Below are 21,692 nucleotides of genomic sequence, written 5' to 3'. Positions count from 1 at the left end.
CCTGCCGACGCGAGCGGTCAGTCGTCGCCGGTGTCGCTGGCAGCCGCCGCAACTGCGTCCGGCCGCGGGTCGCGACGCCGTTCGCGCACGTGGAGCGCCGCCGCACACACCACCGCGACGACGCCGCCCAGCGTCACGACGCCGAACGCGACTCGGTAGCCGGCGGGTGTGTACGCGCGTGCGCCGTCGACGATGCGACCGGTCCAGTAGGCGTCGAGGGCGAACCCCATCACCGCAGGGAACACGGCCGCGCCGAAGTACGCCATCCCGTTGATGGTGCCCGTCGCTGCGCCGCTGTCGACCGCGTGGCGTTCCTTCGCGACGGTGTAGGCGACGGACGCGCCGCCGGTGACGCCCATCCCGACGAACAGCGCGAGTCCGACGACGACGAGCGGCGGTGTCACGGTGAGGAAGATGAGACCGTACGCGAGCAAGAACACGACACACGATCCGAGGATAACCTCGGTCCGTCGTCCCGTCCGGTCGGAGATTGCACCGAACGCTGGCGACCCGAGCGCGAAGCCGACGTTCGCGGCCAACACGGTCGTCGCCGCCGTCGACACCGGCACGTCGTACGAGTGAACGATGTACGGCACGCCCCACAGGCCGACGACGGTGAAGTTGAGGCCGATGACGAGAAACAAGAGCACGCCCATCAGCCACGTGTCCGGGTCCGAGAGGACGCGCCGTGCGCCCGAGATGACCTCACGGAACGAGTCGGTGTCGCTACCCGAGTCGGCTCCCGCCGGGCGGTCTTCCATCTTCGCCGGACGGTCGCGCACGAACACACCCACGGCGAGGGCCGCGACGAACACACCACCTGCGGAGGCGTACAGGACGGTCCGCCACCCGGTCGCACCCGCCGCGACGGCCAGCGGCGTCGTCGCCAACACGCCGCCGACCCCAGCGGCTGCGATGGTGAACCCGGTCATCGTCGCGAACTCCTCGGGCGCGTACCAGTTCGCACAGAAGCGGAGGACGGCGACGTAGATGGCCGCCCCGCTCAGCCCGGCGAGAAAGCGGGCGGCGAATCCCATCGCGAACGTGTCGGCGGCCGCGAACGCAGCGACGCCGATGCCCATCCCCGCGAGGCCGACGGCGACGACCCGCCGCGGCCCGTAGCGGTCGACGAGCAGTCCCGAGGGGAGTTGCGCCGCCGCGTAGATGTAGAAGAACGACGAGTGAAGCAGTCCCAACTCCGCGGCGGTCGCGTCGAACACCGCCGCCAAGTCGCCCGCCAGCACCGCCGTCGAGTTGCGAAAGAAGTTGACGAACAGGAATCCGAACGCGAGCGTCCCCCACATCAGGTGACGTCGGTAGCGACGGAGTCGAGACATTCGTGTGAGGATGTTTCACACGTCCGTTTGTAGTTTCTGCCTCTGGCAGGGGCCAAGCGCCCGGCGTGCGAGCAGACCAGACCGACGACCGCCAGCGCCGCCCACGGCGTTCACGGTCACGCCGAACTAGAGTGCCTTTCGCATCCTGACGTGGTCGATTCCGTCCTCCTCGAAGACGCCCACTGCGTCGTCGACCGCATAGCCGAGACGTTCGTAGAAGCCGCGAGCGGTCACCTGCGCGTGTAACACCGCCTCGTCGAGGCCACGCTCTCGGGCGCGCGTTTCGACCGCGTCCATCACGCGCCGCCCCCAGGCTTCGCCGCGTCGCTCGCGGGCGACGACCACGCGTTCGACCTTCGCCACGCGGTCGGCGTCGCTGCCGTACGCGTCGCCGTCGACGGCGCGGAGGCGAGCGACTGCGACTGCTTCCTCCGCGTCGTCGCGGACGAGGAGGTGGTCGACCGACGAGGTAAGTGGGTTCTCGTCGTACTCGTCGAGTTCCAGATTCCGAGGAACGCCCTGTTCGTCGACGAAGACGGCCATCCGGAGGTCGACCGCCGCCTGCCAGTCGGCGTCGCTGTCGACGACCGTGACCGAGTGAGCGTGCGTGTCATCGCCCATCGTCACTGGAGGCGGTAGCGGAGGATGCCCGCGACGCCGCCCAAGTTGCGCAACTGCTGGCCGGGGGCGAACTCGCCAGAGAAGACGACCACGTCGCCGCCCTTCTGTTCGGCCTCCGTGATGAGGTCGTTCACGTCGATGTCCCAGTCACCCTCGCCTTGGCGCTCCTCGCGGAGGCGGTCGTCGACGATGAGCAGCGTCTCGATAGCGCCGAACTCCGCGGCCTCCATCGTTTCGTTGACGCCGTACGTCGCCTTCGCGCCCTGTGCGATCCGCTCGGTGAGTTCGTCGATGAGTTCCGCCTCGCGGGCGATTCGCGTCTCGCGTTGCACCTCGTCGACGGCGCCGCGTTTGAGGACTTCGTGGACGCCGCGGTCGCCGGCGGCGGAGGTGTCGACCACCGAGATGTGTTCGGCTACGTCGCGGTAGTTCTCCGCGATGTAGTCGTGGGCGTCGTTTTTGGTGAACCCCGGGCCAGCGAGAATGATCGCCTCCGTGTCGAGATGGGAGAGCGCCGACCCCAACTCGTCGAACAGTTCGTCGCGTGGGCGGGCGTACTCGCCTTTTCCGGTTGGCTTGGTGAAACTGGCGTACTCCTCGGTGCCGTACTGTTTCACCGTGTGGATGTACGCCGCACCCTCCTCGACGGTCGCGATGGCGACGTCGGGCGCGCCCGTGGCCTCCTCGGCCTCCTCGATCCGCTCGATCTGGTCGGGCTTGAAGTGTTTCTCGATGACCAGTTCCGTCCGCGCCTCCACGTTGATGGTGTGGTGGTGACCGATCTCGTCTTCGCGCGAACAGCCGACGATGACGCCGCCGACGCGGAGGCGATTCGCGAACCGCGCGAACTCGACGTCTTCCACCTCGACGGTGACGCGCATGTGTTCACGCTCACCGCCTTTGTCGCGGAGTTGGTCGTCGTCGCGGGTGACCCGGCGGGTCGTGTCTGCCTCGACCAGGTCGCCGGGTTCGAGGACGTGCGAGAGATGCCACAGGTCGTCGGTGGTCTCGGGGACGACCGTCAGGCGTTCGCGGCCCTCCTCGCCGCGGCCGCGCGAGTCGATACGCATAGCTGGACGTGTGGTGGGCGCGTACAAAGGCCCTCCGAGACAGGGGGCGGGGAAGACGCTCCTTACAGGCTCTCGGCCGGCGTCGACTCCGTCGGAGAGGTTGTCCGCGAGGTCCCAAGATTCGTCGCGTCCGCGAAGCCACGGGCGAAGCAGTAGTACGTGACGACCTGTCCGTAGAACAGCGCCGGAATACCAACCAACAGGAACACGAACGGCGTCGCGACCGACTGGATCACGATGCCGAGGACAACGCCGAGCAACACGCCGACGAGGTACTTCGAGGAGAACGACGCCTCACGGATCGCGCCGAAGTCGAACGCCGCGCTCATCTCGCCTTCCACCGCGAAGTTGGTCAGCGCGGCCGGGAGGAAGTAGCCGATTACGATGGCGACCAGCGTCGCGAGCAAGAACAGGAGGATGCCCACGATGCCGAACGCCGCTACGCCGGCGTCGCTCCCGGTGAGGCCGCCAAGACCGATGACGACGCTGGCAATAATGAACGGAATCGCGATGGCGAGACCGTACACGAGACTGACGACGAGGAGTTTGAGACCGTCGACGAGGAGTCCGCCCCAGTCGGTGAACGACGGCGCGGCCTCGTCGCCGGCGGCGGCGGACCCGAGGACGCGGAGGAGGTAGCCCTGGAGGATGAACGCCGGGATGAGGAGGAAACTGAACACCAACAGCAGACCGCCGATGATCAGGGTCGCGACGCGGTCTTCGCTGTTGAGTGGGTACTTGAGTGCGTCTTCTAGCATACTAGACGGGTCACCAGCCCGAGAGTTAACCGTTTCCACCGATCCCACGACTCCACGACGCGGCGGCCGCGACCTCCAGATAAAACAGCGAGAAGAACCCGATCACCCGAAGTGGCCGACTCCCCGCCCCGGCCATCGAGAGGCCGATGAGGAGCAACACCGCGCCAATGACCCACCCGTAGAAGTACCGCCCGGTCGAGACGGTGCGACGAAGTCGCCCGAGCGACAGCGCCGCTTTGACGCGGGCGACCGTTCCCGCGTCGGCCTCCGAGCGTGCGTACGCCGAGAGGACTGCCGGAAGCGGGTAGACGGCCGCAATCGCGAGGAGGAGCGTGACGGTTCCACCGACGAGCGTGACGCCGTAGCCGAGCGGCGTCGTCGGGTCGACGCCGGCACCGCCCGCGTTGCCCTGGAGCGCCCCGACGAACGTGACGAGGAGGACTACGACGGGAACGAGCAGGAACGCCACGACGAGCAGACTCGCCACGAGGCCGTCGCGGAGGAGTCGCAACGGCGCACGAAACGACGGCAGGCGTCCAGGGTCGCTGGCGTCGCCCGCGTCACCGAGGACTCTGACGAGATAGCCGACGACCGGAACGAGCGGCACCAGCGGAACGAACACCGACAGGAGGTGGAGGCCGCCGCCGACGAGGAGCACCTCGGCGGCCGCACCGCGGTCGTCACCGAACGGGAAGCGGAACGCCTGCTTGATCACGGCTTATCCCTCGTGTACGTCGCTCTCTCCCGGCGGGAGGAACTCCTGAATGCGGTCTGCAGACGCAACCTTTCGGACGAACGTGTCGTCCGTGAACCGCTGTTTCAGGATGCGGTAGCACTTCATCGCCGCGTCGTTCTGTGCGAACTGACCGGGGGTGAGTCGGACGGTCGTCTCCGCACGGGGTTCGACCGCCGACGGCGGCCCGCCGATGACGCGCGTCTCGGGGTCGACCTGCACGCCGACGGCCACCTCCGCGGGCATATCGCGGTAGTAGTCGCGTTCGCCCCGGATGACGAACCCACCCTTCTCGATGTACTCGCCGGATTCGGGTGTCTTCGACACCTGATCGGGCGTGACGATGTACGCGTCACCCGCACCGCGGCCGTCTTTCCACACCGACGAGTAGGAGACGGCAAACTGTGCGGCCTCTTCGCGCGTCTGTTCGGGGATGGTCACGTCGCGGGCGGCCTCCGACGGATCGGTGGCTTTGATCAGCGTCACCGGGCCGCCGTGCGCCTGTGCGTGACAGAACAGGTCTCGGCCCTCCATGTAGTTCTTCACGAGTTCCTCGTTCTGGTCGGCGTTGCGCCCGCCGATGACGAGGAAACCGTCGCTCGACTCGAACCAGCGGAACCGGTCGTACCAGTGGTCGCGGTTGCGAACGGGGACCGACGCCCGCGAGAGCCAGTCGACCTCTTCTGGTTCTTCGTCGTCCTCGTCGTCTTCCTCCTCGTCGTCGTCGCCGTCGTCACGCTGCCACGCTTCCTTGCGTTTCTTCACCGCCGCCAGTTCCTTGCGGGTGTTCTCGATGGCCGCCAGCGCACCCTCCTTCTTCTCCTCGATGCGCTTGGCCTCGGTGTAGAGGCGGTCGGCGTTCTTCTCCGGGCCCGTCTTCGCGTCGAGGGTGACGACCGTGCCGTCGAGGTCGATGTCGACGGTCGCCTCGGAGCCGTCGACGCCGCGGACGGCCTCGGCCTCGGGGATGCCGCGGTCCGCGCCTTCGAGGAACGTCTCGTCGATCTCGTCCCACGAGTGGCCCTGTTCGCGCGCCCCCTGAATCGTCGAGAGGACGTCCGCGACGAGGTCGTAGTGGGCGTAGACGGCTTCGGCCTTCTCGCGTTCGGCCTCTGCCTGTTCATCGAATTTCTCGATTGCTCCCTCCTGTTGGTCGATGATGCGCTGTTTCTTGGCTATCTCGGCCTCGAAGTCGGGCGAGTCGTCGACCTCCTCGTCTTCGGTCAAATCGAGTCGGTGGAAGTACGTGTCCAGTGCGGCGTTGAAGTCGTCAAACGCCTCGGATTCGAGGCCGTCACGCTCTTCCAGAGGGAGCGGCGTCACGTCGACCACCTCACCGTCTTCCAGGTACACGCGCGGGTCGAGGGTGCCCGAACGCAGGCGCTCGCCCATCCGCTCGATGGCGTCGTGGATGGCGCGGTACTGCTCCTCGCCGGCGTCGGCGATGTCGAGCGTCTTCTCGACGCCCGCGCGGGTACAGAACTCCTCGGCGTAGAGACCACCCATATTGAGTTGGGTCGCCAGCGTCCGAACCACGTCGGTGTCGGAGTCGTCCATCCGCGCGGCGAACGCCTCGTAGGAGACGTCGAAGGGGTTGACCCGCGACTGGGGATACTCGTACTGACTCCCGGGAGCGACCGTCCGCGACTTCAGCCGGACAGTTTCGAGGCTTCGCTGGACCTCACCCGTCTCGTCGAGGACGGCGACGTTGCCCTCACCGAACAGTTCCGCGACGACGGTGGTGTTAGCGTCCGGGCGCTCGAAGTCGAACGTGAGGATGCGGTCGAACTCGTACTGTGCTACATCACTGATTTCGCCGCCCGCGAGTCGCGATCGAAGCGTCTTGGCGAACTCCGGCGGCCGACCCGGTGCGTCGGGGACGTGCGCGGGGTCGGCGACGTGACACCGCTTCACGTCGCCCGTCTCCACGAGGAGTTCGACGCGGCCGCGGTCGTAGTCGCGGAGTTTGAACCGCACGAGGTCGTCGCCGTAGAGGTAGACCTTGTCCACCTTCGCGCCCTCGTAGCGAGAGAGTTCCCCGACGAGGGCCGCGAGGTCGACGCTCGTCATCTCGGTTTTGGGGTCCATCTGATTGTCCGTGGCTACTTCCGGCGGGTGTTTGGGCGTTGCGGGTTCGACGCCGCACGAGCGGCGACAACAGGAGAACGAGTCCCGAATTCTGGCTACCGCCGCGCGCCAGCAGTGAATCGGCGGAATCAGCGACGTGCGAGGACCACGCCCGTCGCCGCGGCGACGAGCGCAAATGCCGCGAGCACCACGAACAGCGTCCCGGCCGTCGCGAACGTCAAGATTGCACCGGCGACTGCGCCGCCGAGTGCGCCGACGCCGAAGACGCCGAGGTAGGTGTATCCGTACGAGAGACCACGCGTCCCCGCGGGCGTGTACTCTGCGACCGTCGCCTGATAGAACGGTTGGACGACGAACAGCGCCACGCCGAGCACCGCGCCGAAGGCGAGGAACGGAACGAAGCCGAGGTTCGCAACCGGGAGGAACAGGAGTGCGAGCACCGCCAGCAGGCCGAAACTCAGCGCGATTCCACGCTCGACTGGGATGCGGTCGGTGAGTTTACCGCCGGCGTACTGTCCGAGGACGCCGATCATCAGGAGGCCGGAGTAGACGTAGTTAGCCGGCGACAGCGTCCGTCCACCGGAGGCGGAGACGCCGAGCGCATCGGCGAGGCCAGCGGGGAGCAGCGACGCGAGCGCAATCGGCTCGAAGCCGGGGAAGCCCGCGAGCAACTCCGGCATAAACGTGAGCACCCCCCGGTAGTACAGCCCAGACATCATCACGACGAGGAAGACGAGCGCGAAACTCCCGGCGAACAGCACGCGCGACTCGGAGACGAACTCCGAGAAGGAGTCGATGCCCGAGGACGCCTTCGAGTCGGCTCCATCGCCGCCGTCTGCGGCCGTCACCGCGGCCGTCTCGTCGAAACTCGCGCGTGCGGCGTAGGCGGCCGCGAGCAACGCCGGCACCGCGAGTACCGCCGCGACGGTTCGCCAGTCGACGAACAAAAGCAGGACAGCCGTCAGCAACGGACCGAGGCCGATGCCGAGGTTGCCCGCGATGCCGTGATACGCGAAGCCGGTGCCGCGTTCCTCGACGCCCTTCGAGAGGAGTGCGAGGCCTGCGGGGTGATACACCGAGGCGGAGACGCCCCACACGACCATCGCCAGCGTGACGGCGATGAGTCCGGGCGCGACGCCGAGCAAGAGGAAGGAAGCGGCCATCCCGACGAGGCAGGCGGTGATGAGCCGTCTAGAGCCGACGCGGTCGACGAGGACGCCCCCCGGCAACGCGCCGAGGCCGAACAGGCCGTAGCCAACGGTGACGAGGAGGCCGAGCGTCGCGGAGGTGACGGCCACCTCGACCGGGCCCAGCGAGACGACGTCGAACTGCACCAGCCAGATGGGGATGAAGATAGGGATGGAGAGTTCGTAGGTGTGGACCATCCCGTGGGCCAGCATCGTCAGTCCGACGATAGATCGGTCGTTACGGTTCACACGCGAACGAGTCGGTCCCGGCGCAATGTACGCGTCGGTGCCGGCACGACCGGCCGCCATACGACCGCCGAGTGAGCGACCCCGCTCGGGGTGCGGGGAACGAAACGACTAATCCAAGTCCGTCACAACGCCGTAGTAATGAGTTCCCACGACTGGCCCCACGACCCCGACGGCGAACAGGGAAGCGAGGGTCGCCGAAAGTACGGGCACGCGGTGATGGTCAAGAAGGTCGACGAGGAGGAGGACTTCCCGCTTCGCGCCGGCGACTACCGCGAGGAGTTCGGCGGCCACCCGGTGCGTCTCGACGCGGACACGGTCGTCTCGGTCGAGGACATCTTCCAGCACATCGACGACGACACCGAGTTCGAAGATATCGTCGCGTTCCACAAGGCCATCGGCAAGACGATGCGCGAGAACGACCTCTGGACGTACGAGGGCGCGGACGCGTTCACCCGCACCCGCGGGTAACGTCGGCGACCGTCGCCGGCGCGGCACCACCGATGTTCTGACAGAAGCGAGTGTACACGTCGAACAGCCAGCCGCCGCTGTCTCTCGTTCGCGATTACTCGGGCCCGGGGGCGTGTCGCGCCGTGCGCTCGCCGATTTCGCGTTCGAGTTCTTCGCGTTCCCACGTCCGCCCGTCGTCGCCTTCGACCTCGTTTTGCAGTTTCTCCTCCAGCAGTCTGACCGCCATCGAGTTGGCTCCCTCGGGGATGATCAGGTCGGCGTGTTTCTTCGTCGGTTCGATGAACTGCTCGTGCATCGGCTTCACCGTCGAGAGGTACTGGTCGATGACGCCTTCGAGGCCGCGGCCGCGGTCGACCACATCGCGTTCGATACGCCGGAGAATGCGGACGTCGGCGTCCGTCTCGACGTACAGACGGAGGTCGAGCATCTCGTTGATACGCTCGTCGTACAAGGCGAGGATGCCCTCGACGACGATGACGTCTGTGGGTTCGACCGTGAGCGTCTCGTCTTTCCGGTTGTGAATCTCGAAGTCGTACTGGGGCATCTCGACGGTTCCGCCCGACAGTAGCGTCTCCAGGTGGTCGCGGAGCAGGTCCCACTCGAACGCCTCGGGGTGGTCGTAGTTCACCTCCTCTCGCTCTCCCAAGTCGAGATGCGAGAGGTCGCGGTAGTAGTTGTCCAGCGGGATGCGCGTCACCGAGTCGGCGACTCGCTCGGTGATCAGCCGCGAGACGGTGGTTTTCCCTGCGCCGGTCCCCCCGGCGATGCCGACGACGAACGAGGGGTACGTCATTGGCTCGTTCTCGCCCGCCCGTACGTTTGTGCGTATCGGTCCGTCTCGCCTGGGTGGCTCCGTATCGTGCGATCGCACCTGCCAATCCCTTGTCAGACAGTTGCACTCTCGGTCAACTTTATAAACGCCTGCGGCATTGGCCCACACATGGCACGCAAGATCGATCGCCGTGACGTTCTGAAAGGAGCGGGAACGGCAGGCGTTGTCGGATTAGCTGGCTGTATCACGCAGAACTCCGGAGGCGGCGAAACCGACTCGGGTGGGATGGAGGAAACTGAATCCGGAGATATGGAGGACACTGAGTCGTCCGATTCCGGGTCGATGCGGACGATCAAACACTCCGTGTTGATGCCGATCACCGGTGACCTCGGGTCGCTCGGCGGCCCCATCCGCGACGGTGGAACCCTCCCGGTCAAGCAGTTAGAGGCGGCCGGCGATATGCCGGTCGCGTTCGACCAGACCGTCGAGGACACGCAGACTGACCCCCAAGCCGGGATCCAGGCGGCGAACGCCCTCGCGAACGCCGGCTATCCGACGGTCACCGGCCCCGCGTCCTCAGGTGTGAACCTGCAGGTCACCCGGCAGGTGTTCATCCCGAACAGTATGGTCGGCTGTTCACCGTCGTCAACGTCACCAAACGTGACGAACCTCGACGACGACGACCTCATCTTCCGCACCGCACCCTCCGACGCCCTGCAAGGGCAGGTGATGGCGCAGGTCGCCGACGGCGAACTCGGTAACTCCACCGCCTCCATCATGTACGTCAACAACGACTACGGGCAGGCGCTGGCCGACTCGTTCGAATCGGCGTTCGTCGACAACTACTCCGGCAGCGTACAGGCGTCGGTTGCCTTCGAACAGGAGCAGTCGAGTTACACCTCTCCGCTGTCGACGGCGATGAACGACTCGCCGAGTATGCTCGTGGTCATCGGCTACCCCGCTTCGGGGATCCAGATCTTCCGCGACTTCTACGCCAACTACAACAACGACACCGACGTCCTCGTGACCGACGGCCTGGTCGACCCGACGCTCCCCGACGAGGTCGGGAACGATATGGCGAACGTCTTCGCGACGACGCCGCAGGCGACCGGTCCCGGACAAGAAGAGTTCGCCTCGCTGTACGAAGACGAGTACGACCGCGCACCCGGCGTGTTCAACGCCCACGCGTACGACGCGTCGGCGGTGTGTCTGCTCGCGAACGCCAAGGCGGGATCCAACGACGGCGACGCCATCAAAGCGGAGATGCGTGCCGTCGCCAACCCCAACGACGGGTTGGAGGTTACCCCGGGCAACTTGGCCGAAGGGTTGCAGGCCGTCCTCGACGGTGAGGACGTGTACTACTCCGGTGCCTCCTCGTCGGTCGACTTCGACGAGAACGGAGACATGACGGCAGTCACGTACGCGTTCCTGCAGTACAACACCGAGATGGACGGAAACGTCGAGACCATCTCGACCATCGACTTCTCGGCGTAAGTCGCCACCCCGTTCTCACGTTTCTTTTACGCTGCCAGCGGCCGCTATCGCTGTGTGTCGGTGTGTTCGGCGGCGCTCGCAGACACGAACCGCCGCCACCCAGGGCTTTAGGCGTACTCAGCGTAAGTATCTGGTATGCACGTACTCAGAAACGGGACGATCGTCGACGCCGATGGCACACTCGAGGCCGACGTCGCCATCGAGGACGGCGAAATCGTCGCCGTCGGTGACGTGGGGCGCGGCGACTCCGAGACGGACGTGAGCGGGCAGTTCGTCGCGCCGGGGTTGATCGACTCCCACGTCCACCTGATGATGGACGGGCGGGCCGACGTCGCGACCGCACAGGACGAAAGCGAGTTCGACCACGCGTACATCGCCGCACAGAACCTCCGGAAAACCGTCGAATCGGGCGTGACGACCGTCCGTGACTTGGGAGCACAGGGGACGCTCGCCCTCGACGCCGGGATGGCCGTCGAGGAGGGTCGCCTCGTCGGCCCCCGCGTCTTGGCGTGTGGACAGAACGTCATCATGACTGGCGGCCACGGCCACTGGTTCGGCCGCGAGGCCGACGGTCCCGACGAGGTTCGCAAGGCCGCCCGGGAGCAACTCAAACGCGGCGCGGACGTAGTGAAGTGTATGGCGACCGGCGGCGTCCTCACCGAGGGCGCACAGACGGGCGCACCCGAACTCACCTACGAGGAACTGTCGGCACTCGTCGACGCCGCGGGCGCGAAGGGCGTCCCGACGGCCGCCCACGCACACGGCAAGCAGGGCATCCTCAACGCCGTCGACGCGGGCATCACCAGCATCGAACACGGGACGTTCATGGACCGGGAGGCCGCGAACGCGATGGCCGCCGAGGACACCTACTGGGTGCCGACCGCCTCCGCCCTCCGCAACATCGTCGACAATCCGGACGCGGGCATCCCGCGCGACGCGATGGAGAAGGCCACCGAGGCCGCCGACGAGTTCGAGTCGTCGTTCGACCACGCCCTCGACGCTGGCGTCGACATCGCGATGGGGACCGACGCCGGAACGCCGTTCAACTACTTCCAGAACATCCCCGACGAGATGGCGTACATGGTCGAGTTCGGAATGACGCCCGAGGAAGCACTCGAAGCGGCGACGCTCACCGCCGCCGACCTCCTCGGCTTGGACGACGTCGGAATGATCGAACAGGACTACCGCGCGGACCTGGTCGTCCTCGACGAGAACCCGGCCGAGGACGTCGACGCGTGGCAGTCGCCCGCAGCGGTGTTCGTCGACGGCGACCAAGTCGTCTGAGCGGCAGCGACGACGGAAGCGCCGGTGCTATCCGGGTGGGGTCTTTTTATACGTGAAGTGAATGGGTTCGCTCAATGCCGGAGTGCAACAACTGTGGTGGGTTCGTGACGGAGCGGTACGTTCGGGTGTTCGCACCCAACGAACTGGAGACAGTTCGCGTCTGCCCGAACTGCGAGGACAAACTCCGTGACGGCGCCGAGATACGCGAAGCGCGCTCGAAGCGGAGTTAATCACCCAACACGATCGACACTGCAAAGCGCGAACGACACCCAACCCGACTACAGGAATCGGATACACTCGTAGACCCCGCCCGCTTGCTCGGCGGCACCACCCGACCGCGCCCACCGCCCTCTCGCGGTTCGGGTTGACATCGACAGGCGCTCGACGCCGAGACGACTCCGCGTGCGGTGAGCCGTGACCGAAGAACTACTACCCGGCACCTGGTAGCCGCTGGTATGACCACCGACCGTTCGGGTGAGGGATTGGCCGCCCTCGCCAGCGACCTTCGAACTGGCGAACGCGGCCCGATGCGATATATCGGAACCGTCCGTGACCGAATCGACGCCCGCGACGGCGACATCCGTGCGTGGGTCGACGACGGGAAGTCCAGAGCGTGGCTGACCGCCGAAGCAGACGCGCTGACGGAGCGATACCCCGAGCCAACGGGGAGCAGTAGCGACGAGCCAACTCGCCCACCGCTGTTCGGCGTTCCCGTCGGCGTCAAGGATATCTTCCATATCGACGGCCTGCCGACCCGTGCTGGGTCGTCGCTGCCGGCGGATGCGCTCGCCGGGCCCGAGGCCACCGCCGTGAGACGGCTTCGCGCAGCAGGCGCACTCGTCGCCGGTAAGACGCACACGACCGAGTTCGCGTACTTCGCGCCTGGCCCGACGCGAAACCCCCACGACCTCGACCACACACCCGGTGGATCCTCCAGCGGGTCGGCCGCCGCCGTCGCGAACGGGACGACGCCGCTCGCACTCGGCACCCAGACCGTCGGCTCTGTCATCCGGCCCGCTGCGTTCTGCGGCGTCGTCGGCTTCAAACCGTCGTACGGTCGGATCCCGACGGACGGAGTGATCCCGCTGTCGGCGTCGGTCGATCACGTCGGTACGTTCACTCGCGACGTGGACGGAACAGCGCTCGCGGCGTCGGTACTCATCGACGACTGGGCAGGCGTCCCCGGAGCCGCAGACGACGACGCCGCCGACACGCGACCCACGCTCGGGGTGCCAGTCGGACCGTACCGCGACCAAGCCACCGAAGCCGGCGAGCGAGCGTTCCGTGCAGCACTCGACTCGCTGGAACGGGCGGGTTACGACCTTGTGTGCGTCGAAGCGTTCCCCGACATCGACGAGGTGAACGAACGGCACAACGACCTCGTTGCGAGCGAGGCCGCCCTCGCCCACGGCGAGTGGTACGACGCGTACCCCGACCGCTACGCCGACGCGACCGCCGAGTTGATCGAAGAGGGACGAGCCAGCCCCGTCTCGACGCTCGTGCGCGGTCGTCGCGGACGGTCGGCGCTTCGTGAGTCGCTCGCGGCGATTGCGACTCAAGCGGGCATCGACGCCTGGGTCGCCCCCGCCGCGCCCGGCCCCGCACCCGCCGGTACCGACGACACCGGCGACCCTGTGATGAACCTCCCGTGGACGCACGCCGGCCTGCCGACGGTCGGCCTCCCCGCAGGCACCGTCGACGACCTGCCGGTCGGTGTCCAAGTCGCCACGGGATTCGGTCACGACGAACGACTGCTCGCGTGGGCGAGTGCCCTCGCCGACGTGGTCGCGGACGCCGCCTGACGCGCCGCGAATCGCACGACAAATCCCCGCACGGCGTCGCCGAACCGACACCGTTTTACAGGTCACAAGCATACCCGTAGTTGCACTCAGGTAGTGCATCACAGCGCTCCGGTGGTGTAGTCCGGCCAATCATATTGCCCTCTCACGGCAATGACCAGGGTTCGAATCCCTGCCGGAGCACTCGTTTCCTTTCGTCGACTCACGCTCTCGAGTCGTGACTCCTCTTGGGATCGTCGAACCACTCTCTCCGATGTTGAGGGGGTGTGCACACCGCGTTCTCCAAGCAACTCACCGACTCCCCAACCGCTCCAGTCGCCCGATGACCCACGGAGTGGTGTCGCTCCCGTGGACGGTATGTTCGTCGTCGCGTTCCTTGATGTGGGAGGGTCGTAAACGGACTCGCTCGGGCGCGTTTCAACGCCGAACGACGATCCTACTGACTCGAATGACGTTCTCACCGATCCTACGTCATTGCTAACAATCTGTCTGTGGCCCGAGTCCGATCACACGATGACACTTGATCTCTTGCCAGTCGTAACACCGACAGCGTCGGTACTCGCCCCGCTCCAGTTCTTCTCCGGGGAGTTTCTCCAGTATGCGATCGTGTTCTTCGTCCTGGCACTCGTCGCCGCGGTCGTCGGCGCGCGAGGGGTCGCCGGAGTGAGTATGACGATCGCGAAGTGGCTCGTGATCGTGTTCATCGTACTCGCCGTTATTTCGCTCGTCCTCTAGGACCGTCGCTGCCGCTCGAGACGACCGCGCGTGAAATTACGACGGCATCGCCGTCGCTGGTGCTGTACGTGCAACTGTGTCTGTAAATGAAGAAAGCCCACCAGCGCGGTGCTGGTGGGCTTGAAGTATGAGTGGTGGGCGGCGAACCGGTGTTTCCAGAGGCTCTCGCACTCCAGGACTGGCCGGAACGCTGGCGGGCTTAACTTCCGTGTTCGGGATGGGTACGGGTGTGCCCCCGCCGCTATGGCCGCCCGAAGGCCGACCATCGGGAACGATCCGATGTAGTGCCAACGTCGGTCTTCGACCGTAATGTACGTGCAATCCAGCTAACACCTGAACCCGATTCAACGGAACATCGGGCTCCAGCATATGAGTGTGGCTTGACCTGTTAGTGCTCGCGGGCTGAACGTCTCGTTGCCTCGACGCGTACACCCCGAGTCTATCGAACTCGTCTTCTACGAGTGGTCTCGGTGGTACTTCTTTTCCAGGTGGGTTTCGAGCTTAGATGCGTTCAGCTCTTACCCCGTGTTGCGTAGCTTCTCGGCAGCTGCCCTCTCGGACAACCGATACACCAGTGGCAACCATTCGTAGTTCCTCTCGTACTATACGAACGTTCCCGTCAAGTACCGTAACACCCCCAATAGATAGCAGCCGACCTGTCTCACGACGGTCTAAACCCAGCTCACGACCTCCTTTAATAGGCGAACAACCTCACCCTTGCCCGCTTCTGCACGGGCAGGATGGAGGGAACCGACATCGAGGTAGCAAGCCACGCGGTCGATATGTGCTCTTGCGCGTGACGACTCTGTTATCCCTAAGGTAGCTTTTCTGTCGTAAATCCGGGCCATTGAGGCCCTTGATCCGTTCGCTAGACCACGCTTTCGCGTCAGCGTCACTCGCTTGGAATGACACTGTCAGACTTCCTTGTGCTCTTGCGCTCTTCCGCGGGTTCCTGTCCCGCGTGAGGAAATCTTGGGGCGCGCTCGATATCTTTTCGAGCGCGTACCGCCCCAGTCAAACTGCCCGGCTACCGGTGTACTCCTCCCGGAGTGAGGGTCGCAGCCACTAACGGGTAGTATTTCAGTGATGTCTCGGTGGTCCGCTGGCGCGGATACCTGTGTAATGACTCCTACCTATCCTGCACGTTAGCGGCCACGTCCCAGCGACAGCCTGCAGTAAAGCTCTATAGGGTCTTCGCTTCCCCTTGGGGGTCTCCAGACTCCGCACTGGAACGTACAGTTCACCGGGCCCAACGTTGGGACAGTGTGGCTCTCGTTGATCCATTCATGCGAGTCGCTACTGAAGCGACAAGGTACTACGCTACCTTAAGAGGGTCATAGTTACCCCCGCCGTTGACAGGTCCTTCGTCCTCTTGTACGAGGTGTTCAGATACCTGCACTGGGCAGGATTCAGTGACCGTACGAGTCCTTGCGGATTTGCGGTCACCTGTGTTGTTACTAGACAGTCGGAGCCACCGAGTCACTGCGACCTGCCCCGTAGAGGGCAGGCATCCCTTATTGCGAACGTACGGGACTAACTTGCCGAATTCCCTAACGTCGGTTGCTCCCGTCGGCCTTGGCTTGCTCTGCCAGAGTACCTGTGTCGGATCTCGATACGAATACCACGCTCGTCTTTTCACGGACCCCTGGTAACGCCTACTTGCGCTATTCTCGTCTTCTTCCGCTTCGTGCCGTTACGGCTTCCACGGAATTCACGAGTTCGACTGGGCGAGTGCCCAGCTAGACGGTTCCGGAGGTGTCGACTTTCAGTGCGTGGTAGCACTGGAATATTAACCAGTTACCCGTTCGTCCGGTTCGAATTACGGCCGGACTTAGGATCGGCTAACCCTCGGCTGATTAGCAGTGCCGAGGAACTCTTACTCTTTAGGCCTTCGAGGTTCTCACCCGAATATCGCTGCTACTGTGACCAGGATTGTCGTTACTGAGCGGTCCACGCGAGCTCTCGCCCGAGCTTCCATCCGCACAGTACGCCGACCTACACGATCCCTCGGTGAAGAGGGCGGTTAGGTATCAGAAGTGGATTTGAGTCCCGTTCATTTTGGGCGCCTTGAACCTCGGCCGGTAAGCTGTTACGCTTTTCTTAGCGGGTAGCTGCTTCTAAGCTCACCTCCCGGCTGTTTAGGGCTCAAGACTACCTTCAGAGGATTACACTTAATCCACATTTTGGGTCATTAACCTAACTCTGGGTTGTTCCCCTCACGGTGCCCAAGCTTACCCCGGGACACCGGACTCCCTCCGTCAGCGGCGTTCGTACGTTCGGAGTTCGACAGGGAGGCCGACTCCTCTCGGAGGCGGGTCTCCCAATCGGTGGCTCTACCGCACGAACTACCTCAGGAGAGGTCATGCTTCGACATGTTTCGGTCGGAACCAGCTGTTGCCGAGTTCGATGGGCCTTTCACCCCTACTCCAAGATCACGCGAGGGTATTGTAGGACACCAACGCTAACAGGCCTCCACGTGCCTTTCGGCACGCTTCACCTTGCCTCGGAGTAGATCACTCGGTTTCGGGTCGTACCTCTTCGACTCCCCGCGCTTGAACACGGCGGCCCTCGCAATGCTGCGGCCTTGTCGGTTTCCCTGCGCCTTCCTCGATAATCGAGTTAGACTCGCCGGAGAAGTACACTCCCTGGTTCGTTTTTCAAAACGCACGACGGAACTTCGGCTCCCCTCACGTCTTACTGGAGACTCGCGTCTCGGTCATTCTGTGAGGGGCCTTTCAAGCCCCGTCGCTCAATCGCCAACTGATTTCAGGCCCTATTGCACCGCCCTTCTCGGGGTGCTTTTCAGCGTTCGCTCACGCTACTTGTTCGCTATCGGTCTCGAGGAGTGTTTAGCTTTCCCAGTCGATGCCTGGGACGTTCACGAGGGATATCCAACCCCCGCTACTCTGGGAACTGATCCGCGGATTCTGTCGACGATACGGGACTGTCGCCCTGTATCGTGCTCCGTTCCAGGAGACTTCTCGTCGACTGAATTCGCTTGATATCAGCCCGAACACCACATTGCCCGTGAGGGCTTCGGTTTGAGCTGTGTCGCGTTCACTCGCCGTTAGTAACGACATCTCGGATTGATTTCTCTTCCTGCTCCTACTGAGATGTTTCAATTCGGAGCGTTCCCCATTGCGCAAGGCAATTGTAGAGGGATTCCCATTCGGAGATCCGTAGTTCTTCGCCTCCGTGCGGCTCCCTACGGCTTATCGCAGCTTGGCACGTCCGTCGTCGGCTCTCGAGCCGAGCCATCCACCAGCTGGCACAGTAGCCAATATACTGAGTGGAACCCAATGGACCCGATGAATCGGGTTCAGTGGGTGTCTGGATTGCACGTACATACGGTCGTCATCGCACGTCCTGTGGGTGGCACAGGAGCGTACATCGACCCTTCCCATCCCCGCTCTCGCGGGATGGTGCATCGATCGTGTGTACCAGTTCATCTTGTCGTGCCACACTTAAGGGGCACGATTCGAATCGTGGTACGGGAGAGACCTCCAAGGAATCGAACCCTGGTAAGACCACAAGGTCAAACGAGCCCCGATAGTACGAAGGTGTCTGGTCGCAACCACGAACGCCACGACGAAACCCAAGGTGGGCCAGGGCGTCGCCCTGGTCCCGGTCTGTGGAGGTGATCCAGCCGCAGATTCCCCTACGGCTACCTTGTTACGACTTAAGCCCCCTTGCGAAGCCCAGATTCGACCTGGCAACCCAGGCCTCATCCGGACCTCACTCGGGTGCTTTGACGGGCGGTGTGTGCAAGGAGCAGGGACGTATTCACCGCGCGCTTGTGACACGCGATTACTACCGAATCCAGCTTCATGTGGGCGAGTTTCAGCCCACAATCCGAACTACGACCAGGTTTCTGAGATTACCGTCTCCTTTCGGAGTAGGAACCCATTGTCCTGACCATTGTAGCCCGCGTGTAGCCCAGCCCATTCGGGGCATACTGACCTACCGTTGCCCGTTCCTTCCTCCGCCTTGGCGGCGGCAGTCTCCCTAATGTACCCAACGACCTCAGGGGTCTTGCTGGCAATTAAGGATGCGGGTCTCGCTCGTTGCCTGACTTAACAGGACGCCTCACGGTACGAGCTGACGGCGGCCATGCACCTCCTCTCTGATCGTCTGCTAAGCTCATCACACTGAGCTTCATTCGAACAGTCGGGGCTGGTGAGATGTCCGGCGTTGAGTCCAATTAAACCGCAGGCTCCTCCGGTTGTAGTGCTCCCCCGCCAATTCCTTTAAGTTTCATCCTTGCGGACGTACTTCCCAGGCGGCTCGTTTCTCGGCTTCCCTACGGCACAACACAGACGCGTAGTCTGCGTCGCACCTAACGAGCATCGTTTACAGCTGGGACTACCCGGGTATCTAATCCGGTTCGAGACCCCAGCTTTCGTCCCTGACCGTCGGAGCAGTTCTCTCAAGATGCTTTCGCCATCGGTAGTCCGTCCAGGATTACGGGATTTCACTCCTACCCCGGACGTACTTCTTGAGTCTCCCTGTCCCAAGCCGAGCAGTTTTCGCCGGACGCCTACCAGTTGAGCTGGTAGATTTCCCGACGAACTTGCCCGGCCGGCTACGGACGCTTTAGGCCCAATAAAATCGGTCATCACTCGAGCTGCCGGTATTACCGCGGCGGCTGGCACCGGTCTTGCCCAGCTCTTATTCGTGCACCACCTTACGGTGCACAAAAGCGAAGGCACTATGCCTCCGCACTCGGAGTCCCCCTATCGCACTGTCGTGCAGTGTAAAGGTTTCGCGCCTGCTGCGCCCCGTAGGGCCCGGAATCTTGTCTCAGATTCCGTCTCCGGGTTCTTGCTCTCACAACCCGTACCGATTATCGGCACGGTGGGCCGTTACCCCACCGTCTACCTAATCGGCCGCAGCCTCATCCAACGGCGTCGGAACGTTTCCAACTCTCTGCGTTCCAGCGTGAGAGTAGTATCCAGGATTAGCCTCAGTTTCCCGAGGTTATACTGGTCCGTTGGGTAGATTGGCCACGTGTTACGGAGCTATTCGCCACGGGTCTGAACCCGTGCGACTAGCATGGCTAAATCGGACTCCGATAGCAATGACCTCCGGCAGGATCAACCGGAATGTTCTCCCCGTGAAGGGAGGGTTGGCGGGTCATATCGTGGCGACATCGTGGAACCGACCAGATGTCACCGTACTATCGGGGCTCACATCAGATTCCGTCTTGCGGCGGACCGCAGGGGTGGAATCCTCATCACGTGTCGCCGCGCCGACCGCGGCGCGCTTCACATCACATCGAATGGCAGGGGAACATAAAAGGCCGTCGTCTCGAATCCGCCGAGGGAACGGTCCTCGTGGGTATAGTTGTCACTATAGACCTTTCGGCCGTCAACAGCCGAGAGAGCACCCCCAACGGCGTAATCACCACTGCCATCTGGTACGGCGCAACACTACTGTCAGGATACCAATCTTCCTCGGCGAGAGAATTCGCTGCTCATCACGCCCCGAGTAGTGGACCGACCGCGCGTGAGACAGCGAACGTGCGCGTGCCATCGTGATTTAGCGTGCCAGGCGGACACTCGCCGCTCGACGGGTTCAGCACAGCCGAACGCGGCGAAAGCACTCGAAAAACGGTGTGAGAACGAGAGTCGTGGGCCGTCCGGCAACTCGCTGTTGGCAACGTGGATCGAGAACGAGGCAGTGAGTGCTCCGTGAGGGGGCCGCAGGTGTCGGTCGGGTCGAGCCGCCAGCGTCAGTTGTCCGCGAGTCCGGCGTCGCGGAGGATGCGCTCGATGTCGAGCGTAACGCCGTCGAGTGGGAGTTCCGACTCACCGATCGCATCGCTGACCTGTGCGACGGTGAGTGCTTCCGAGAGTTCGTACGTGTTGTACTGCCCGCCGCGTAGTCCCTCGTTGTTCTGGTAGGAGTGGAGGAAGCCGAGCATATCGAGGCGCGTCAGGTGGTTGTACATCCCTCGTTGACTGAGGGGGTCATCGCCCGCGGCCTGCGCGAGTCGGCGGTACGCAGCGTGGATCGCCTTCGTTCGGACCGGCGTCCGGCCGTCGGCGTCGAGCCGAGCGATCGCCGAGAGGATGAGTTGTTTGTGCTGGTCCTGGTCGGCAACCGACTCGACCATATCGCCATAGTCGAGTTCCTCCTTCGCGGCGTACACGTCGTCGGGTTCGATGGGAACGTGGCCCTCGTTTTCGGCGTGTTCGGCCGACTGTTTGAGCAGGTCCATCGCCCGCCGCGCACTCCCCGAAGAGTTGCGAACCGCGAGCGCCGCACACAGCGAGAGAACTTCTTTGCCGTAGGTATCGGGGTGGAGCGCACGCTCCGCGCGTGCCTCGATGATCTCTTCGAGTTCCTCGGCGGTGTACGCCGGGAATTTGATCTCCGTCTCACACAGCGTATCGCGGACTTTCGGCGAAAGGTTCGATCGGAACGTGTAGTCGTTCGAGATACCGATGAGTCCGATCCGGGTGTTCTCTACGTATCCGATATCGCGTGCGCGCGGGAGATCATACAGAAGTGTATCCGATTCACCGACACGGTCGACCTCGTCGAGGACGATGAGGACGGTTCCGCCGATAGCGTCGAGTTCGTTGTACAGCATCTCGTACACCTCCCGAGCGGCGTAGCCTGTCGACGAGACCGTCTCACCCTCACGGAGTTCGTTCACCAGTGCGATAGCGACCTGGTACGAGGAGGCAGTGCCGTCCGCCGGTGCGAGGTTCTGACAGTTGACTCTGACGTAGGTGAACCCGCGTTCGTCACCGGGTGCGTCGGCGTTGCGTGCGTCGATGTCGGCGTCAAGTTCCTGCAGGAGGTACTTGGTCGCCGCCGTCTTGCCGACGCCCGTGTCGCCGTAGAGGAAGGCGTTTCGTGGTGGCCTGCCCTTGTACACCGGCTTCAACGCGTTCACGTAGTCTTGCATCACCTCGTCCCGGCAGAGTATCTCCGCGGGCGTGTGTTCCTCTGTGAAGAGATCCGCGTTCCGGATGATCTCCACGTCGTCTTCGAATATCGAGCTCGACCCCATTCGCACCACCCTCTGAGGCGACCTTCCTTATAAGGCTGTGGAAGTGCGAATGCTTTCGCGTGCTTTCGAGTGTACC

At 63.9% G+C, this 21,692-nt stretch carries 15 protein-coding genes, 1 tRNA gene and 3 rRNA genes; 7 read left to right on the top strand and 12 right to left on the bottom strand.

Features of this window, described 5'->3' with window-relative positions:
* Nucleotides 1–17: 17 nt before the first annotated feature.
* The 7 genes from P0D77_RS09940 to P0D77_RS09910 form a co-directional block, all read right to left on the bottom strand.
* A complete protein-coding gene (locus P0D77_RS09940; protein ID WP_277552917.1) occupies nucleotides 18–1,337 on the bottom strand; it encodes an MFS transporter in 1,320 nt (439 codons plus the stop codon).
* Between the two features lie 126 nt (nucleotides 1,338–1,463).
* A complete protein-coding gene (locus P0D77_RS09935) occupies nucleotides 1,464–1,958 on the bottom strand; it encodes a GNAT family N-acetyltransferase (protein ID WP_277552916.1) in 495 nt (164 codons plus the stop codon).
* Nucleotides 1,959–1,960: 2 nt separating this feature from the next.
* Nucleotides 1,961–3,028, bottom strand: coding sequence for an mRNA surveillance protein pelota (locus P0D77_RS09930; protein WP_277552915.1), 1,068 nt, complete (start codon nucleotides 3,026–3,028; stop codon nucleotides 1,961–1,963).
* Nucleotides 3,029–3,090: 62 nt separating this feature from the next.
* The gene (locus P0D77_RS09925; RefSeq protein ID WP_277552914.1) at nucleotides 3,091–3,786 is read right to left on the bottom strand and encodes a DUF4013 domain-containing protein; all 696 of its coding nucleotides are present in this window, start codon (nucleotides 3,784–3,786) and stop codon (nucleotides 3,091–3,093) included.
* Between the two features lie 25 nt (nucleotides 3,787–3,811).
* Nucleotides 3,812–4,501: a DUF4013 domain-containing protein gene (locus tag P0D77_RS09920; protein ID WP_277552913.1), complete on the bottom strand. Its 690-nt coding sequence runs from the start codon at nucleotides 4,499–4,501 to the stop codon at nucleotides 3,812–3,814.
* 3 nt (nucleotides 4,502–4,504) lie between these two features.
* Nucleotides 4,505–6,607, bottom strand: a complete 2,103-nt coding sequence (gene rqcH / locus P0D77_RS09915; protein WP_277552912.1) for a ribosome rescue protein RqcH — start codon at nucleotides 6,605–6,607, stop codon at nucleotides 4,505–4,507.
* 128 nt (nucleotides 6,608–6,735) lie between these two features.
* Nucleotides 6,736–8,103: an MFS transporter gene (locus P0D77_RS09910; RefSeq protein ID WP_349770044.1), complete on the bottom strand. Its 1,368-nt coding sequence runs from the start codon at nucleotides 8,101–8,103 to the stop codon at nucleotides 6,736–6,738.
* Nucleotides 8,104–8,181: 78 nt separating this feature from the next.
* Here P0D77_RS09910 and P0D77_RS09905 point away from each other — a divergent pair, with 78 nt between their 5' ends.
* A complete protein-coding gene (locus P0D77_RS09905) occupies nucleotides 8,182–8,511 on the top strand; it encodes a DUF5785 family protein (RefSeq protein ID WP_277552911.1) in 330 nt (109 codons plus the stop codon).
* A gap of 94 nt (nucleotides 8,512–8,605) precedes the next feature.
* On the opposite strand, the gene udk is transcribed toward P0D77_RS09905, so the two are convergent.
* Nucleotides 8,606–9,304: a uridine kinase gene (gene udk / locus P0D77_RS09900; RefSeq protein ID WP_277552910.1), complete on the bottom strand. Its 699-nt coding sequence runs from the start codon at nucleotides 9,302–9,304 to the stop codon at nucleotides 8,606–8,608.
* 147 nt (nucleotides 9,305–9,451) lie between these two features.
* Between udk and P0D77_RS09895 the strand changes: the two genes are divergently transcribed.
* The 6 genes from P0D77_RS09895 (at nucleotide 9,452) to P0D77_RS09870 (ending at nucleotide 14,595) form a co-directional block, all read left to right on the top strand.
* On the top strand, nucleotides 9,452–10,777 hold the full coding sequence (locus tag P0D77_RS09895) for an ABC transporter substrate-binding protein (protein ID WP_277552909.1): 1,326 nt from the start codon (nucleotides 9,452–9,454) through the stop codon (nucleotides 10,775–10,777).
* 135 nt (nucleotides 10,778–10,912) lie between these two features.
* Nucleotides 10,913–12,061 carry a metal-dependent hydrolase family protein gene (locus tag P0D77_RS09890; RefSeq protein ID WP_277552908.1) on the top strand — a complete coding sequence of 383 codons (1,149 nt, stop codon included), beginning with the start codon at nucleotides 10,913–10,915 and terminating at the stop codon, nucleotides 12,059–12,061.
* A 74-nt stretch (nucleotides 12,062–12,135) separates the two neighbouring features.
* Complete coding sequence (locus P0D77_RS09885) at nucleotides 12,136–12,291, top strand: DUF7563 family protein (protein WP_277552907.1); 156 nt, start codon at nucleotides 12,136–12,138, stop codon at nucleotides 12,289–12,291.
* A 225-nt stretch (nucleotides 12,292–12,516) separates the two neighbouring features.
* Nucleotides 12,517–13,863 carry an amidase gene (locus P0D77_RS09880; protein WP_277552906.1) on the top strand — a complete coding sequence of 449 codons (1,347 nt, stop codon included), beginning with the start codon at nucleotides 12,517–12,519 and terminating at the stop codon, nucleotides 13,861–13,863.
* 105 nt (nucleotides 13,864–13,968) lie between these two features.
* A tRNA-Glu gene (locus P0D77_RS09875) sits at nucleotides 13,969–14,043 on the top strand.
* Between the two features lie 330 nt (nucleotides 14,044–14,373).
* Complete coding sequence (locus P0D77_RS09870) at nucleotides 14,374–14,595, top strand: DUF1328 domain-containing protein (RefSeq protein WP_277552904.1); 222 nt, start codon at nucleotides 14,374–14,376, stop codon at nucleotides 14,593–14,595.
* 133 nt (nucleotides 14,596–14,728) lie between these two features.
* Here P0D77_RS09870 and rrf read toward each other — a convergent pair.
* From rrf to P0D77_RS09850, 4 genes are all read right to left on the bottom strand, one after another.
* Nucleotides 14,729–14,850, bottom strand: a 5S ribosomal RNA gene (gene rrf, locus P0D77_RS09865).
* 115 nt (nucleotides 14,851–14,965) lie between these two features.
* Nucleotides 14,966–17,881, bottom strand: a 23S ribosomal RNA gene (locus P0D77_RS09860).
* A gap of 346 nt (nucleotides 17,882–18,227) precedes the next feature.
* Nucleotides 18,228–19,699: ribosomal RNA gene (locus tag P0D77_RS09855) — 16S ribosomal RNA — on the bottom strand.
* The 16S, 23S and 5S rRNA genes sit together here, the layout of an rRNA operon.
* A gap of 627 nt (nucleotides 19,700–20,326) precedes the next feature.
* Complete coding sequence (locus P0D77_RS09850; RefSeq protein ID WP_277552902.1) at nucleotides 20,327–21,616, bottom strand: Cdc6/Cdc18 family protein; 1,290 nt, start codon at nucleotides 21,614–21,616, stop codon at nucleotides 20,327–20,329.
* Nucleotides 21,617–21,692: the final 76 nt, after the last annotated feature.

The organism is Halobaculum limi (assembly GCF_029490015.1).
Taxonomy (GTDB): Archaea; Halobacteriota; Halobacteria; order Halobacteriales; family Haloferacaceae; genus Halobaculum; species Halobaculum limi.
The sequence above is the reverse complement of the archived record's forward strand: the minus strand, read 5'-3'. Positions and strand labels throughout refer to the sequence as shown.

Bases quoted from the DNA above. Each gene is read 5' to 3' on its own strand.
- P0D77_RS09885 (WP_277552907.1), top strand. From the start codon at position 12,136: ATGCCGGAGTGCAACAACTGTGGTGGGTTCGTGACGGAGCGGTACGTT.
- P0D77_RS09880 (WP_277552906.1), top strand. From the start codon at position 12,517: ATGACCACCGACCGTTCGGGTGAGGGATTGGCCGCCCTCGCCAGCGAC.
- P0D77_RS09910 (WP_349770044.1), bottom strand. From the start codon at position 8,103: ATGGCGGCCGGTCGTGCCGGCACCGACGCGTACATTGCGCCGGGACCG.
- P0D77_RS09850 (WP_277552902.1), bottom strand. From the start codon at position 21,616: ATGGGGTCGAGCTCGATATTCGAAGACGACGTGGAGATCATCCGGAAC.
- P0D77_RS09890 (WP_277552908.1), top strand. From the start codon at position 10,913: ATGCACGTACTCAGAAACGGGACGATCGTCGACGCCGATGGCACACTC.
- P0D77_RS09895 (WP_277552909.1), top strand. From the start codon at position 9,452: ATGGCACGCAAGATCGATCGCCGTGACGTTCTGAAAGGAGCGGGAACG.
- P0D77_RS09870 (WP_277552904.1), top strand. From the start codon at position 14,374: ATGACACTTGATCTCTTGCCAGTCGTAACACCGACAGCGTCGGTACTC.
- P0D77_RS09935 (WP_277552916.1), bottom strand. From the start codon at position 1,958: ATGGGCGATGACACGCACGCTCACTCGGTCACGGTCGTCGACAGCGAC.
- P0D77_RS09905 (WP_277552911.1), top strand. From the start codon at position 8,182: ATGAGTTCCCACGACTGGCCCCACGACCCCGACGGCGAACAGGGAAGC.
- udk (WP_277552910.1), bottom strand. From the start codon at position 9,304: ATGACGTACCCCTCGTTCGTCGTCGGCATCGCCGGGGGGACCGGCGCA.
- P0D77_RS09940 (WP_277552917.1), bottom strand. From the start codon at position 1,337: ATGTCTCGACTCCGTCGCTACCGACGTCACCTGATGTGGGGGACGCTC.
- rqcH (WP_277552912.1), bottom strand. From the start codon at position 6,607: ATGGACCCCAAAACCGAGATGACGAGCGTCGACCTCGCGGCCCTCGTC.
- P0D77_RS09930 (WP_277552915.1), bottom strand. From the start codon at position 3,028: ATGCGTATCGACTCGCGCGGCCGCGGCGAGGAGGGCCGCGAACGCCTG.
- P0D77_RS09925 (WP_277552914.1), bottom strand. From the start codon at position 3,786: ATGCTAGAAGACGCACTCAAGTACCCACTCAACAGCGAAGACCGCGTC.